Consider the following 14,481-nt stretch of genomic DNA (forward strand, 5'->3'; position numbering starts at 1 on the left):
GAAAGATATAGGAGGCAATAGCATGTTAGAATTTGAAACAAATGAAGATCAATTAGCAATTATTAAAGTTATTGGAGTAGGTGGCGGCGGTAACAACGCAGTAAATCGAATGATTGAACATGGAGTTCAAGGTGTAGACTTTATTGCGGTTAATACAGATGCTCAAGCTCTTAACATGTCAAAAGCCGAAGTAAAGCTACAAATCGGAGGCAAGCTGACTCGTGGGCTTGGTGCAGGAGCTAACCCAGAAGTAGGAAAAAAAGCAGCAGAAGAAAGCAAAGAGTTAATCGAAGAAGCGCTTAGAGGAGCAGACATGGTTTTCGTTACTGCTGGTATGGGTGGAGGAACCGGTACTGGAGCTGCACCTGTAATCGCTCAAATCGCTCGTGATTTAGGGGCTTTGACTGTCGGAGTAGTTACACGTCCATTTACATTTGAAGGCCGTAAACGCTCTACACAGGCTGTAGGCGGGATTGGTATGATGAAGGAAGCTGTCGATACGTTAATCGTTATTCCTAATGACCGTCTATTAGAAATCGTAGACAAAAATACTCCGATGCTTGAAGCATTTAGAGAAGCTGATAACGTTCTTCGTCAAGGGGTTCAAGGTATCTCTGACTTAATCGCTGTTCCTGGTCTTATAAACCTCGACTTTGCTGACGTTAAAACTATTATGTCCAATAAAGGAGCAGCACTTATGGGTATAGGTATCTCTGCTGGAGAGAATCGTGCTGCAGAGGCTGCTAAAAAAGCAATCTCCAGCCCATTACTTGAAACTTCTATTGACGGAGCTACAGGTGTTTTAATGAATATTACAGGTGGATCTAACCTTTCTCTATTTGAGGTACAAGAGGCTGCGGACATTGTAGCATCTGCGTCTGATGAGGAAGTTAACATGATTTTCGGTTCTGTAATCAATGATAATCTGAAGGATGAAATCGTTGTAACAGTTATTGCAACAGGTTTTAACGAAGAAGTGATTACACAAAAGCAACCAAGAGGGACAGGCTTTGGAGCTGCACGTGCACAACAGGCAGCTACAACTCCACACCGTGAAACTAGAAAAGAAGAACCACAGCCACAACAGCCTTCTTTTCAACAAGAACGTCCAAATCCAACTCATCATCAACAAGACGATGCGTTAGATATTCCAACATTCTTGCGTAATCGTAATCGTAGAAGCTAATCTAAACGTTTTATAGATAAAAAGCAATCACCATTAATGGTGGTTGCTTTTTTGTGTTTAATAAAGAATATTAAATGGCCCAAAAAATATAGAAAGATGCATTCTTTAATCATTACTATCTTTTAGGAAGATAATATTGAAGAAAATAATATCAGAATCAGCAAGTATACGTCCTTGGGCCGACATTTATGACCGGATAGAAATATTTATGACTGTTCGGGAGACATTTATGACCATTCAAGAGATATTTAAAGTCGAATAACAATTAAATAACCTTTCACTTATTTTTTGCATATTTAGTCTTCTTTTTCCTGTTAAAAGTCTCTTATTTATTAACTACAATCGTTACTTATTTAATATTTACTTATGGGATTTTGTCGTTTAAAAAATTTACTTTTGGACGTTCCTTTGACAAATTTCTTATAAATTGGGTGTTAAGCTTTTATCAAAAGGAGGAGAGCTATGTACGCAGAAGTTATGATTGCAACAAACACATTTTTCAACTACACCGTTTTAGCGTTTGCAAACAGAATTGGCTGGATTGAAAACCAAAAAAGATACCTGCTTCTGTCGGCCTTTGTTGCGGGAGTGATAACAGTTGTTTTTTCAAATCATTTCAGTACGCTATTTTTAACTTTCTTTCTCATGATAGGAATAGCATTCTGGAAAAAAAGGACACAAATCGTCAAGGCTATTACATTAACTTTACTCGCAAGTATTTTTGCAGGTGGATTACTTACAGCCATTGCCCCTATGTACAGTAACGCTAGCAATTCATTCATGATTCTTAACTATGCAGTTATTGCTACAGGTGGTTTATACCTTCTTACTAAACATGTACTGCACCTTCATATCTCACAAACGGAAAGAGAACTTATTTATCCTTCAAGCATCAGGCTATTCGATCAAACTAAAGAACTCATATTATTTATCGATTCGGGAAACGTATGCACGGAGCCTCTTTCTAATGATCCAGTACATTTTATAGCCGCAGAAGCTCTCAAACCAATCCTTCCAGATATTCTTTATGAAGTGATTAATAGCTGGGATAGTACGCATTACAAAGGTTTGGATATGCTTCCAAAAGAATATGCCAGCAAAGTACGTTTAATACCGATTGCTACAGTGCAGAAAGAGAAGTCGTGGGTTATAGGTATTAAATATGAAGAATGGATTGTTAACGATCAACCATTACCAAAAGGTTATATTGTTTTAACTAGAGGCAAGGACAAATTTCCTCATGAAGCAGATGGGATATTGCATAGTTCCACTTACTATCATCTTAAAAAAAGGAGTGTTAAATAATGATATTAAATTTGCTACGTCGATTTTACTTTTGGATTCTCTCGTTTAAAAGAAAGGGAGTCCATTATATTGGTGGAAGTGAGTCGCTGCCAAAACCATTGACGAGAGATGAGGAACGTGAAATGTTGTTAGCCTTTATGGATGGAGATGAGCATGCTAGAGACGTATTAATCGAAAGAAATTTACGATTAGTTGTATATATTGCAAGAAGGTTTGATCAAACAAACACTAACATAGAAGATTTGATAAGCATTGGTTCAATAGGTCTTATAAAAGCAGTTGAGACATTTAATTTAGATAAAGGAATTAAACTGGCTACCTATGCTTCTAGATGTATAGAAAACGAAATTCTCATGCATTTAAGAAAAACAAATCGTATGAAATCAGAGGTTTCCTTTGATGAACCATTGAATTCTGACTCGGATGGAAATGAATTATTACTATCTGATATTTTAGGTACAAGCGAGGATTTAATCATCGAGGATGTAGAAAAAAAATTAGAGAGACAGCATGTTTTTGAAGCAATTAACTTATTGGGGAATCGAGAGAAATATATTATGCAATGCAGATTCGGACTCAATGGACAAGAGGAAATGACACAAAAAGAGGTTGCAGATCATCTCGGAATTTCACAGTCATATATATCACGTTTAGAGAAAAAAATCATATTAGATTTAAAAGAAGTGTTGAACGAGCCAATCGCCTAATGGGTGAAATTGGATAGCCGAGCTCGGAATAATCTTTTAACCTCAGGACAAACTGACTAAGAACTATTAAAAAGTCCGGAGGAAGAACTATGACGAGAACAAAAGTAGAATTATGCGGCATTGACACATCAAAGCTTCCTTTACTATCCCATGAAGAAATGAAAGCATTATTTATACGTTTACAGGGTGGAGAAGAATCAGTTAAAGATGAATTAGTTATGGGTAATTTAAGACTAGTTTTAAGTCTAGTTCAACGATTCGCATATAGAGGAGAACAGGCGGACGATTTGTTTCAAGTCGGCTGTATAGGATTAATTAAGTCCATTGAAAATTTTGATTTAAAACATAATGTTCGGTTTTCTACGTATGCGGTGCCTATGATTATAGGGGAGATAAAAAGGCATCTACGTGACCATCATTCTGTACGTGTTTCTCGTTCTTTAAGAGATATCGCTTACAAGGCGATGAAAGCGAAAGAACAATATATTAACGAACATCTGGAAGAACCGACATTAGAAGATTTATCAAAAATATTAGAAATTCCTGTTGAAGATATATTACTTTCTTTAGACGCTATTCAAGACCCTGTTTCCCTACAAGAACCTATTTTTAGTGATGGGGGAGATGCTATCTATATGATGGACCAATTATGTGATAATGATGTATCGGAAGATCAGTGGGTAACATATTTCACCGTAAAGGAAAGCTTTCAGAATTTAGATTCTAGACAGCGAAAAATTCTAACGAAGAGAATTTATTTTGGTGCTACCCAAACAGAAATAGCTACAGACTTGGGATTATCCCAGGCTCAAATATCACGTTTAGAAAAAAGTGCGTTATCTACTATTCAAAGCCAGTTAAATCCAAAGTAACTTAAAAAACAAATTGACGCTTTTTCTTCATTCGAAAAAGCGTTTTTTTCTATTTTCATGAATATACTAAGAAAAAGGGAGGGAACTGATGAAATTTTCAGATGCACAGCAAAAAGAAGTCATCGAGGCAAACTCCGGCCAATTGCTAGGGTTTATAGTAGACGCTGAAATAGACAAAGAAACAGGTTTTATAACTTCTTTTATAGTGGAAACTAATGGGGCATACCCCACATTTTTTAATAAAAAAAGAGAAACTAAAAAAATTGACATACAAAATATAGCGATAATTGGAAAAGATGTAATAATCGTTTCAAAAAACCGAGAATAGGTACTGTTCTTTATTGATAAAACGCCATTTCATTGATACAATGAACAAAACAAAAGATGAAGAGTTGGTTTTATATGTCAAATGTTAAAAGTAATTTAATTAGTATCCAAAAGAATATAGAAAAATCTTGCGTACGAGCTAATCGAAATATAAAGGATGTAACTCTGATCGCAGTTACAAAAGAAGTTTCTGTAGAGCGGACAGAGGAAGTTATACAAAATGAAATTTTACATCTTGGTGAGAATCGACCAGAAGGATTAATGAAAAAAATTGAAGCTATTTCAGCTGATGTTAAATGGCACTACATAGGCTCTTTACAAACTAGAAAAGTAAAATCGGTTATTAATGAGATAGATTACTTGCACTCTTTAGACCGGAAAAGCTTAGCTGACGAAATTGAAAAAAGAGCAAGCACAGTGAAAGATTGCTTTGTTCAGGTAAATGTTTCGAAGGAAGAGTCTAAGCATGGCCTTTCTTTAGAAGAAGCCGAGTTATTTATTGATGAACTTAAAGACTATTCTCGAATACGTGTTGTTGGTCTTATGACAATGGCACCTAATACGGATGATGATTCGCTTATAAGACAGGTTTTCAGTGATTTAAAAAAGCTACAAACGAGAATAGCTGCAAAACAACAGCCTCATGCTCCTTGTACAGAATTATCTATGGGTATGTCTGGAGATTATGAAATTGCTATTGAAGAAGGAGCAACATTTGTAAGAATAGGAACTGCATTAGTCGGTAAAGACAAGGAGGATGAATGAGTATGAAAAATTGGGTAAAAAACTTTTTCTATTTAGAAGAGGATGAAGATACATCTGTTCCACAACAACAGCAAAGACCACAGCAGCAGCCTGTAGAACCTCAACAAATAAAACAACAGCCTGTTAAGTCTTACGCTAAGGAACGAAAATTCAATACTGCTCCTAAGGAAACTGCTGCAACCAATCTTGTAAGTATACAAAATATGCAAAAATCCTCTAAGGTAATCTTAATCGAGCCAAGAGTATATGCGGAGGCGCAAGATATTTCTGAGCATTTAAAGAATAAAAAAGCCGTTATAGTTAATTTGCAACGAATCGATAAGGAACAAGGAATCCGAATAATCGACTTTCTAAGTGGAACAGTATATGCTTTAGGTGGAGACATTCAACGAATTGGAACAGATATTTTCCTATGTGCTCCTGATTCCGTAGAAGTTGCAGGTTCGATTTCAGATTATTACTATAACGATCTAGATTAATAGAGGAGTTACTTACAATGGATTTAATATTAGTTTTGTTAGCTCAATTAGTACAAATATACTCATTTGCATTGATTATTTATATCTTTATGTCGTGGGTACCCAATGTGCGTGAATCTGCAATAGGGCAGTTTTTAGGGAAAATATGTGAGCCCTATTTAGAGCCATTTCGCAAAATCATTCCACCAATCGGTATGATTGATATTTCTCCGATTGTAGCTATTTTTGTTTTAAATATAGCTATGAGAGGAATTTTATCTTTAGGTCAATTCATTTAACCTCACATTAGTGAGGTTTTTTTGTAGGAGCAAGTGGCTCTTATCGATAAAACCAATGCCAAGCGCGCTTAAAGCGTAAACAAAGACTTTGATCCATGTCTTATTTTTTGGAAAAGTATCCCTGCAAGGATGCTAGCGTGTTTTCTTACTATAAATTTCAGCGAGGTCTCAGCAGTATGGAACATCTATTACAGCATTTTAGAAAAGAAGAGCAACCATTTATTGAACAAACCACTAATATGATGCGAGAAGTTGAAGATCGTTATGCTCCAAGGCTAACTGATTTTCTAGATCCTAGGCAGCAGTTTATTTTAAATTCTGTGCGAGGACAATATGATTCTATTGAGTCAAGTGCAGCAGGAGCATTAGAAGATGCTGAAAGAAAAAGAGTACTTCTATATCCGTCATATTTTGAACCAACAGAAGAAGATTATAATATGACTGTAGTTGAAGTAAAATATCCTCAAAAGTTTGTTACCTTAAAGCATAAAGACGTGCTTGGCTCGATGATGTCCCTAGGAATTGACCGGAGTAAATTTGGAGACATTCGAGTGGAGGAAGGCTCGATTCAATTTGTTGTTGCTACAGAGGTTTTAGATTATGTGAGGGCGAATTTTGTTGGGATTGGGAAAGTGAAGGTTCATATCGAAGTAGTAGATGACTCTTCCAATTATTTCAGACAACACGAGGAATGGGTATCAGAAAATCACACGGTGAGTTCTTTAAGGCTAGATACTGTTATTTCATCTATTTTCAATATATCTAGACAAAAATCTGCTTCTCTTATTCAAAGTGGTAAAGTAAAGGTCAATTGGACTGAAAAAGACCAACCGTCTATGGAATTACAAGAGCTAGATATGATTTCTATTCGTGGATTTGGTCGCATAAAATTATTGATGATAGAGGGAAGAACCAAAAAAGACAAAATAAGACTTCAAATTGGTAGAATAGAGCCAAAAAAATAATTTTCTTAAATTTAATTTGAAATTTAGATGTATTCAACCAGTCTGAAATGTATAATAGAGGGAAGAACATTAGTATGTAAAGGAGATGGATAGGATGCCACTAACACCACTTGATATACATAACAAGGAGTTCAGTAAGGGATTTAGAGGTTACAATGAAGATGAAGTAAATGAATTTCTTGATCAGATTATGAAGGACTTAGAAATACTTATCAAAGAAAAAAAAGAGTTAGAGCTCAAATTAAAGTCCTCCAGTGAAAAGGTTGGTCATTTCACGTCTATAGAAGAAACCTTACATAAGTCCATTGTAGTTGCGCAAGAGGCTGCTGAGGAAGTTAGACGCAACTCACAAAAAGAAGCAAAGCTCATAGTAAAAGAAGCAGAGAAAAATGCAGATCGTATTGTCAACGAAGCTCTTTCCAAAGCTCGAAAAATAGCCTTAGAAATTGAAGAGTTGAAGAAACAGTCTAAAGTTTTCCGAAATCGATTTAAAATGCTTGTAGAGGCACAACTAGATCTTATTAATACTGATGACTGGAATCATTTGATGGAGTATGATGTAGATACAACAGCTGTAGATCGTATTTCTGCTACAGAGGAATAAGAGATTTCTTGACTGATGGTCGTACATTTCCTATAATAATTTCATATCATATATATATGCATTGAAAAAGACGTCTAAAAATGATTTCTGTAAAGCGACTTGAGGATGGTGTGAGCTCAAGCAATGAAACGTTTTAGTGGATCACTTTGGAGCAAGGATACTGAATTTTTAAGTGTCTTCGGATTATGTCCCGTTACGACATACTAAGCGGCGGTTACTTTTAGTGATCGCAAGTAGGGTGGTACCGCGAGCATAACTTCTCGTCCCTTTTGGGATGAGGGGTTTTTTTATTTTCCAAGAATTATACCAGCACCTGCGAAAAACAAAGGAGGAAGAAAAATGGAGTACAAAGACACACTATTAATGCCAAAAACAGATTTTCCTATGCGTGGAAATCTACCAGTGAAAGAGTTAGATATCCAAGCAAAATGGGAAGAACAGGATATTTATAAAAAAGTTTTAGAAAGAACGGAAGGGCGTCCATTCTTTGTTCTACATGATGGCCCACCGTATGCCAATGGTGATATTCATATTGGGCATGCTTTAAACAAAGTTCTTAAAGACATGATTGTTCGTCACAAATCGATGACAGGCTTCCATGCTCCTTATGTTCCAGGTTGGGATACACATGGACTACCAATTGAACAAGCTCTAACTAACAAAGGTGTTAAACGTAAGGAATTATCACTGGCTGAATTTAGAAAGCTATGTGAGGATTATGCATACCAACAAATTGACAACCAACGATCACAGTTTAAACGTTTAGGCGTTCGTGGAGATTGGGATAATCCTTATGTAACATTAAAGCCTGAATTCGAATCGCGACAAATTGAAGTATTTGGTGCTATGGCTAAGAAAGGTTACATCTACAAAGGATTGAAGCCTGTTTATTGGTCACCTTCAAGTGAATCTGCCCTTGCAGAAGCTGAGATTGAATACCAAGACAAAAAATCTCCTTCTATTTATGTTAGCTTTGCTGTAACAGATGGCAAGGGTGTTTTAGAAGAAGGGACAAAGTTCATTATTTGGACTACTACTCCTTGGACCATTCCTGCAAACTTGGCAATTTCATTACATCCACGAGTAGAATACGCAGTAGTACTAACAAAAGGGAACAAATATGTAATTGCAAAAGACTTAGCAGAATCTGTAGCAGCTGAGCTAGGATGGGAAGAATACTCTATTGAACGAACAATTCTTGGTCAAGAATTGGATCGTCTAGTTGCTAAGCACCCATTATATGACCGTGACTCTTTAATAATCCTTGGAGAGCATGTTACAACTGAATCAGGTACTGGCTGTGTTCATACAGCACCTGGCCACGGGGAAGACGACTTCTACGTAGGAAAAGCTTACGGTCTAGATGTGCTTTGTCCTGTTGACGAGCGTGGGGTACTGACAGCTGAGGCACCAGGCTTCGAAGGGCTATTCTATGATACAGCAAACAAAGCAATTACTGAGGCATTAGAGAAAGTAGGAGCATTAGAGAAGCTTACATTCTTTACTCACTCATATCCACATGACTGGCGTACGAAAAAACCTGTTATCTATCGTGCAACTCCTCAATGGTTTGCATCAATTGAGGCTTTCAGAGATGAATTATTGCAGTCTATCCGCAATACTAAATTTACACCAGCATGGGGAGAAACTCGTCTGTATAATATGATTCGTGATCGTGGAGATTGGTGTATCTCTCGTCAGCGTGTATGGGGTGTGCCAATTCCAGTATTTTATGCAGAGGACGGCGAACCAATTTTAACAGAAGAGACTATCTCTCATGTATCAAATCTATTCCGTGAGTATGGTTCAAATATTTGGTTTGAAAGAGAAGCAAAAGAGTTACTTCCTGAAGGGTTCACACATCCACATAGTCCAAATGGAATTTTCACAAAAGAAACAGATATTATGGACGTTTGGTTTGACTCTGGTTCTTCCTACCATGGTGTCTTAGAGGAACGTGATGATTTAGTATTCCCAGCAGATTTATATCTAGAAGGATCTGACCAATATCGCGGATGGTTTAACTCTTCTCTAATTACGAGTACTGCAATGTATGGTCATGCTCCATACAAAGGGTTATTAAGCCACGGCTTCATTTTAGACGGTAATGGCCGAAAAATGAGTAAATCATTAGGGAATGTTGTAGTCCCTGCTAAAGTAATGAATCAATTAGGTGCTGATATTCTACGTTTATGGGTTGCATCTGTAGATTATACAGCGGATGTTCGTGTATCTGATGCAATCATTAAACAAGTTACAGAAGTCTATCGTAAAATCCGTAATACGCTTCGTTTCTTACACGGGAATATTAGCGACTTTAATCCAACAAGTGATCGTGTTGCATTTGAGAACTTACGTGAAGTAGACCAATATATGTATATGAAATTACAAGAGGTTATCAAGACGGTAAGAGCTGCTTATGACCGTTATGATTTTGCTACAGTTTATCACACTGTTAATAACTTTGTTTCTGGTGAATTGAGCTCATTCTATCTTGATATCGCTAAAGACGTTGTTTATATTTACGGAACAGATGACAAAGATCGTCGTGCAATGCAAACTGTGATGTATGATACACTTCTTGCTTTATTAAAATTATTGACACCAATACTTCCACATACAGCAGATGAGCTTTGGGCTTATTTGGAGTTTGAGAAGGAAGAAAGTGTTCAATTAACAGATATGCCAGAAGCTCTTGACTATCCTGCATTTGAAGCACTTGCTCCAAAATGGGAAAAAATCATGGGATTACGTGATGATGTATTAAAAGCATTAGAGGAAGCTCGTAATGCGAAAACAATTGGTAAATCATTAGAAGCAAAAGTAACGTTGTATGTTAGTGATGAATATAAAGCGTTGTTCGACACAGACGCAATTGATTTCGCGCAACTGTTTATCGTATCTAAGTTTGTTTTAGGTGGTTCTCAATCTGAAGCACCAGCAAACAGTTTAGTGCTTGAAAATTCATCCGTTGTAGTTGAAAAAGCAGACGGAGAAAAATGTGAGCGTTGCTGGACTATTGCTGAAACAGTAGGAGAAAGTGAAGCTCACCCGACACTTTGCTCTCGCTGTGCAGAAGTAGTAGAAAAACATTACGTATAATATATACAAAGTGGCCCTATGCTAAATAGGGCCACTTTTTTAAAAAATTAAGACAGAGTATTTGATTAGAAAAATAGATCACATGAATATGAATTACACTAAAAGTTTGAATAATAGATAAAAGAATTAATTTTTTCTTTTGTAAATCATAGATGCTCTTTTACGTAGGATAGGTTTCTATGGTAAACTATTGTAGATTGTTTAATATTATCAGCAAAAATCTTTTTAAATAATTAGTGGGTGGATATAATATTCACTGCAACAAACGTAGAGAGGTCTTTAAGGCTTATTTGATTATCGGGGGAATTAATGTGTGGAAATTTTATGGACTAGCAGCATTTGTCATTGCATTAGATCAATGGACAAAATGGCTTGTTGTTAAAAATATGACGCTTGGTGAACAAATTATGATTTGGGACCCATACTTTGCACTGCTTTCACATCGTAATCGTGGTGCTGCATGGGGTATGCTACAAGGACAAATAGGTTTTTTTGCAGTTATCACTGTAGTTGTGATTGTTGCGATTATTTATTACTTTCATAAGGAAGCAAAAGGGAAACCTCTTTTTCAAGTAGGATTAATGCTTTTATTAGGAGGAGCAATTGGTAACTTTATAGATCGACTTTGGAAAGGTGAAGTAGTCGATTTTGTAGATGTACTCATTCCGGTTGTTAACTATGATTTTCCGATTTTTAATATTGCAGATGCTGCCCTAACATTAGGAGTTGTGGTTGTAATTATTTTTATACTACGAGAAGAACGAGCTGAAAAGAAAAAGGTGAAATAATGGAAGAATTAACGTTTATTATTGAAAAGGACCAGGAAAAAGAGAGAATTGATAAAGCAATTGCCTCTTTTGAAACAGATTGGTCTCGTACACAAATTCAAAATTTTATAAAAGATGGTAGTGTTTTAGTCAACAATGAGCCTGCAAAAACAAGCTACAAGGTAAAAGAGGGTGATGTAATTGTAGTAACTCCACCAGAAGCGGTTGAGCTAGATATAGTTGCAGAAAACTTGAATCTTGAAATCGTTTATGAAGACGAGGATGTAGTGGTAGTGTACAAGCCACGAGGTATGGTTGTTCATCCTGCTCCTGGCCATCTAAGTGGTACGCTCGTTAATGGTCTAATGCATCAAATTAAGGACCTTTCAGGTATCAATGGAGTTTTGCGCCCAGGAATTGTCCATCGTATTGATAAAGATACAACTGGCCTTCTAATGGTTGCTAAAAACGATGTTGCCCATGTTTCGTTAGTTGATCAGCTAGTAAAGAAAACAGTTACTCGTAAATATACTGCACTTGTTCATGGACATATCGCGCATGATAAAGGAACAATTGATGCGCCGATTGCTCGTGATAAAAAAGAGCGTCAAAACATGGCGGTTGTGGATAACGGTAAGCATGCTGTAACACATTTCCGTGTTTTAGAACGTTTTAACAAATTCACTTTAGTGGAATGTCAGTTGGAAACTGGAAGAACGCATCAAATTCGTGTTCATATGAAGTATATCGGTTATCCATTAGCAGGAGATCCTAAATATGGACCGAAGAAGACTATAGATTTTAATGGTCAAGTTCTACATGCAGGAGTTCTCGGTTTCATACAGCCAAGAACAGGGGAGTATTTAGAATTTTCTTATCCTCTACCAGAGGACTTTACAGATTTGTTGCAAGACTTGCGAAAACAATCATTGCCAAAAGAAGAATAGTCCGTTATACTAATTACAATAAATTGAATAGCTTCACCTTTAATAACAGTCCAGAGAGGCTGAGAAGGTACATGTGAAAGTGACTCACTATTATTCTGCGGATTAATAGGTTCACTATATTTTATCGCGCACATACAACCTCTTGGGCTTCTCTAGCTTAAGAGGTTTTTTTATATTATGGATAGGAGGATGTAATCGTATGGAAGAAAAGGCAAGCATATTGGATGAGCAAGCTATCAACAGGGCACTCACTAGAATTGCCCATGAAATTATTGAACGTAACAAAGGAATTGAAGAGTGTATATTAGTAGGGATAAAAACTAGAGGTACATTTTTAGCGCAAAGACTTGCAGAAAGAATCGTAAAAATTGAAGGTAAACCAATCAAAACGGGTGAGTTAGATATTACATTGTATAGAGATGATTTATCTTTAAAAAATGCTTCTAACGAGCCACTCGTACAACAAGTTGATATTACACATGATGTTACAAACAAAAAGGTTATTTTAGTAGACGATGTTCTGTTTACTGGGAGAACGGTTCGAGCAGCGATGGACGCAGTAATGGATTTAGGAAGGCCATCCCAAATACAACTTGCCGTGTTGATAGATAGAGGTCACAGAGAGCTACCAATCCGAGCAGATTATGTAGGTAAAAACATTCCTACCTCTAGTAGTGAAAAAATAGTGGTTAAAGTTACAGAGACGGACGAAGTAGATGCTGTAACAATATTTGAATAATCCTAGAAAGGTGGGGACCTTAAATGTCGAAAGCGATATTAGATGTAAATGACAAGCCTACAAGCGGACAACTGATTACTCTAAGTTTTCAGCATATGTTTGCGATGTTTGGCTCAACAATATTAGTACCACAGCTTGTAGGGTTAAGTCCCGCAATCGCGTTACTGACTAGTGGTATAGCAACAATCATTTTCTTAATGATAACCCGATTTCAAGTGCCGGCTTATCTAGGTTCCTCATTTGCTTTCATAGCACCAATTTTATTGGCAGTAAATGGACTTGGCGAATCGGGTAAAGCTATTGATCCAGGTAATGCAATGATTGGAGCAGTATTTGTAGGTTTAGTATATGGTATTGTGTCACTGATCATTTGGAAAAGTGGATACAAGTGGATTATGAAGCTATTGCCACCAATCGTTGTTGGTCCGGTAATTATGGTTATTGGTCTGGGATTAGCAGGAGTTGCTGTGGACATGGCGATGAATATCACAAATGTAGAGACAGGTTTAAAAGAGTATAGTTTCTTACATTTTTCTGCTGCACTTGTAACATTGTTTACAGCAATCATTTGTACTATCTTCTTTAAAAACATTATTAGTACTATGCCAATTTTGATTGGCTTAGTAGTTGGATATCTCTATTCTATACTAATTGGAATCGTAGATTTTACTCCTGTTAAAGAGGCAAGCTTCCTAGCGTTACCGGATTTCTTAGTACCAGGAGTTCATTATGATTTTGAAGTTACTTCTAAAATCTTGCTCATTATGGTTCCTATAGTCATTGTTACTATCTCTGAACATATTGGGCATCAATTAGTATTAGGGAAGGTTGTAAATCGAGACTATATTAAAGAGCCTGGTTTACATCGCTCACTTCTTGGAGATGGGTTAGGAACATTTGTAAGTGCTCTAATCGGCGGTCCACCAAAGACTACTTATGGCGAAAATATTGGTGTGTTAGCCATTACACGAGTTTATAGTGTGTACGTAATAATGGGAGCAGCAGTTGTTGCAATCTTGCTATCCTTCTTTGGTAAAGGAATGGCGCTTATCACAACAATACCTACCGCAGTTCTCGGAGGGGTATCTATCCTGCTGTTTGGGATTATTGCCTCTAGTGGGTTGCGCATGCTAGTAGAAGCAAATATTGATTTTGGAAACAGTCGCAACCTAGTTATTGCATCTGTTATCTTAGTAATCGGTATTGGTGGAGCTAAATTTATCGTAACGGAAGCATTAAGTATAGAAGGAATGGCACTAGCTGCCATCGTTGGAGTAGTTTTAAACTGGATTCTTCCTGGAAGAAAAGAAGCTGAATCATCTGGAAATGACACAATAGAATAATGACCTTTTAATAAGTTGAACAGAGAGTCAGCGAAGGGTTCGGACCAAAAAAGAGATTTTTACTTATAGAATCTCTACTTTGGTTATGCTTAACG

The 14,481-nt window shown here is 36.7% G+C and carries 16 protein-coding genes and 1 other annotated feature; all 16 genes read left to right on the forward strand.

Annotation, left to right across the window (positions count from 1 at the left end; translation table 11 throughout):
• Window positions 1-22: 22 nt before the first annotated feature.
• The 16 genes from ftsZ to ACQKNZ_RS06090 all read left to right on the forward strand — a co-directional run bounded on the left by ftsZ (window position 23) and on the right by ACQKNZ_RS06090 (window position 14,386).
• Window positions 23-1,186 (forward strand): cell division protein FtsZ, encoded by a 1,164-nt coding sequence (gene ftsZ, locus ACQKNZ_RS06015; protein WP_144537965.1) that lies wholly within the window; start codon window positions 23-25, stop codon window positions 1,184-1,186.
• Window positions 1,187-1,322: 136 nt separating this feature from the next.
• Entirely contained in the window at window positions 1,323-1,448 is a 126-nt protein-coding gene (locus tag ACQKNZ_RS06020) for a hypothetical protein (protein WP_427658591.1), read from the forward strand.
• A gap of 200 nt (window positions 1,449-1,648) precedes the next feature.
• Window positions 1,649-2,491, forward strand: a complete 843-nt coding sequence (locus ACQKNZ_RS06025; RefSeq protein WP_151110633.1) for a sigma-E processing peptidase SpoIIGA — start codon at window positions 1,649-1,651, stop codon at window positions 2,489-2,491.
• A complete protein-coding gene (sigE, locus tag ACQKNZ_RS06030) occupies window positions 2,491-3,198 on the forward strand; it encodes an RNA polymerase sporulation sigma factor SigE (RefSeq protein WP_144537967.1) in 708 nt (235 codons plus the stop codon). The genes ACQKNZ_RS06025 and sigE overlap by 1 nt, the downstream gene beginning before the upstream one ends.
• A gap of 89 nt (window positions 3,199-3,287) precedes the next feature.
• Complete coding sequence (gene sigG, locus ACQKNZ_RS06035) at window positions 3,288-4,070, forward strand: RNA polymerase sporulation sigma factor SigG (protein ID WP_144537968.1); 783 nt, start codon at window positions 3,288-3,290, stop codon at window positions 4,068-4,070.
• An 88-nt stretch (window positions 4,071-4,158) separates the two neighbouring features.
• Window positions 4,159-4,398, forward strand: coding sequence for a YlmC/YmxH family sporulation protein (locus ACQKNZ_RS06040; protein WP_144537969.1), 240 nt, complete (start codon window positions 4,159-4,161; stop codon window positions 4,396-4,398).
• A 74-nt stretch (window positions 4,399-4,472) separates the two neighbouring features.
• Window positions 4,473-5,162 (forward strand): YggS family pyridoxal phosphate-dependent enzyme, encoded by a 690-nt coding sequence (locus tag ACQKNZ_RS06045; protein ID WP_427658594.1) that lies wholly within the window; start codon window positions 4,473-4,475, stop codon window positions 5,160-5,162.
• Window positions 5,159-5,641: a cell division protein SepF gene (locus tag ACQKNZ_RS06050; protein ID WP_144537971.1), complete on the forward strand. Its 483-nt coding sequence runs from the start codon at window positions 5,159-5,161 to the stop codon at window positions 5,639-5,641. Before ACQKNZ_RS06045 ends, ACQKNZ_RS06050 begins: the two co-directional genes overlap by 4 nt.
• Window positions 5,642-5,658: 17 nt before the next feature.
• The gene (locus ACQKNZ_RS06055; protein ID WP_144537972.1) at window positions 5,659-5,919 is read left to right on the forward strand and encodes a YggT family protein; all 261 of its coding nucleotides are present in this window, start codon (window positions 5,659-5,661) and stop codon (window positions 5,917-5,919) included.
• Between the two features lie 176 nt (window positions 5,920-6,095).
• A complete protein-coding gene (locus tag ACQKNZ_RS06060; RefSeq protein WP_144537973.1) occupies window positions 6,096-6,884 on the forward strand; it encodes an RNA-binding protein in 789 nt (262 codons plus the stop codon).
• Between the two features lie 94 nt (window positions 6,885-6,978).
• Entirely contained in the window at window positions 6,979-7,488 is a 510-nt protein-coding gene (locus ACQKNZ_RS06065; protein ID WP_144537974.1) for a DivIVA domain-containing protein, read from the forward strand.
• A 52-nt stretch (window positions 7,489-7,540) separates the two neighbouring features.
• Window positions 7,541-7,759, forward strand: a binding site (T-box leader).
• Window positions 7,760-7,827: 68 nt separating this feature from the next.
• The gene (ileS, locus tag ACQKNZ_RS06070) at window positions 7,828-10,590 is read left to right on the forward strand and encodes an isoleucine--tRNA ligase (RefSeq protein ID WP_427658597.1); all 2,763 of its coding nucleotides are present in this window, start codon (window positions 7,828-7,830) and stop codon (window positions 10,588-10,590) included.
• Between the two features lie 311 nt (window positions 10,591-10,901).
• On the forward strand, window positions 10,902-11,378 hold the full coding sequence (gene lspA / locus ACQKNZ_RS06075; protein WP_144537976.1) for a signal peptidase II: 477 nt from the start codon (window positions 10,902-10,904) through the stop codon (window positions 11,376-11,378).
• On the forward strand, window positions 11,378-12,304 hold the full coding sequence (locus ACQKNZ_RS06080; RefSeq protein ID WP_144537977.1) for an RluA family pseudouridine synthase: 927 nt from the start codon (window positions 11,378-11,380) through the stop codon (window positions 12,302-12,304). The genes lspA and ACQKNZ_RS06080 overlap by 1 nt, the downstream gene beginning before the upstream one ends.
• Before the next feature lie 199 nt (window positions 12,305-12,503).
• Complete coding sequence (pyrR, locus tag ACQKNZ_RS06085) at window positions 12,504-13,043, forward strand: bifunctional pyr operon transcriptional regulator/uracil phosphoribosyltransferase PyrR (RefSeq protein ID WP_144537978.1); 540 nt, start codon at window positions 12,504-12,506, stop codon at window positions 13,041-13,043.
• Between the two features lie 23 nt (window positions 13,044-13,066).
• Window positions 13,067-14,386: a uracil-xanthine permease family protein gene (locus tag ACQKNZ_RS06090; protein ID WP_154311177.1), complete on the forward strand. Its 1,320-nt coding sequence runs from the start codon at window positions 13,067-13,069 to the stop codon at window positions 14,384-14,386.
• Window positions 14,387-14,481: the final 95 nt, after the last annotated feature.

Origin of the sequence: Psychrobacillus sp. NPDC093200 (assembly GCF_050280345.1) — a bacterium.
Lineage (GTDB): Bacteria > Bacillota > Bacilli > Bacillales_A > Planococcaceae > Psychrobacillus > Psychrobacillus faecigallinarum.

Excerpts from the sequence above, each read along its gene's own strand:
- ACQKNZ_RS06065 (WP_144537974.1), top strand. The coding sequence starts at position 6,979 with ATGCCACTAACACCACTTGATATACATAACAAGGAGTTCAGTAAGGGA.
- ACQKNZ_RS06090 (WP_154311177.1), top strand. The coding sequence starts at position 13,067 with ATGTCGAAAGCGATATTAGATGTAAATGACAAGCCTACAAGCGGACAA.
- ACQKNZ_RS06060 (WP_144537973.1), top strand. The coding sequence starts at position 6,096 with ATGGAACATCTATTACAGCATTTTAGAAAAGAAGAGCAACCATTTATT.
- sigE (WP_144537967.1), top strand. The coding sequence starts at position 2,491 with ATGATATTAAATTTGCTACGTCGATTTTACTTTTGGATTCTCTCGTTT.
- ileS (WP_427658597.1), top strand. The coding sequence starts at position 7,828 with ATGGAGTACAAAGACACACTATTAATGCCAAAAACAGATTTTCCTATG.
- ACQKNZ_RS06055 (WP_144537972.1), top strand. The coding sequence starts at position 5,659 with ATGGATTTAATATTAGTTTTGTTAGCTCAATTAGTACAAATATACTCA.
- ACQKNZ_RS06080 (WP_144537977.1), top strand. The coding sequence starts at position 11,378 with ATGGAAGAATTAACGTTTATTATTGAAAAGGACCAGGAAAAAGAGAGA.
- ACQKNZ_RS06045 (WP_427658594.1), top strand. The coding sequence starts at position 4,473 with ATGTCAAATGTTAAAAGTAATTTAATTAGTATCCAAAAGAATATAGAA.
- ACQKNZ_RS06025 (WP_151110633.1), top strand. The coding sequence starts at position 1,649 with ATGTACGCAGAAGTTATGATTGCAACAAACACATTTTTCAACTACACC.
- ACQKNZ_RS06050 (WP_144537971.1), top strand. The coding sequence starts at position 5,159 with ATGAGTATGAAAAATTGGGTAAAAAACTTTTTCTATTTAGAAGAGGAT.
- ACQKNZ_RS06040 (WP_144537969.1), top strand. The coding sequence starts at position 4,159 with ATGAAATTTTCAGATGCACAGCAAAAAGAAGTCATCGAGGCAAACTCC.
- ftsZ (WP_144537965.1), top strand. The coding sequence starts at position 23 with ATGTTAGAATTTGAAACAAATGAAGATCAATTAGCAATTATTAAAGTT.
- pyrR (WP_144537978.1), top strand. The coding sequence starts at position 12,504 with ATGGAAGAAAAGGCAAGCATATTGGATGAGCAAGCTATCAACAGGGCA.
- sigG (WP_144537968.1), top strand. The coding sequence starts at position 3,288 with ATGACGAGAACAAAAGTAGAATTATGCGGCATTGACACATCAAAGCTT.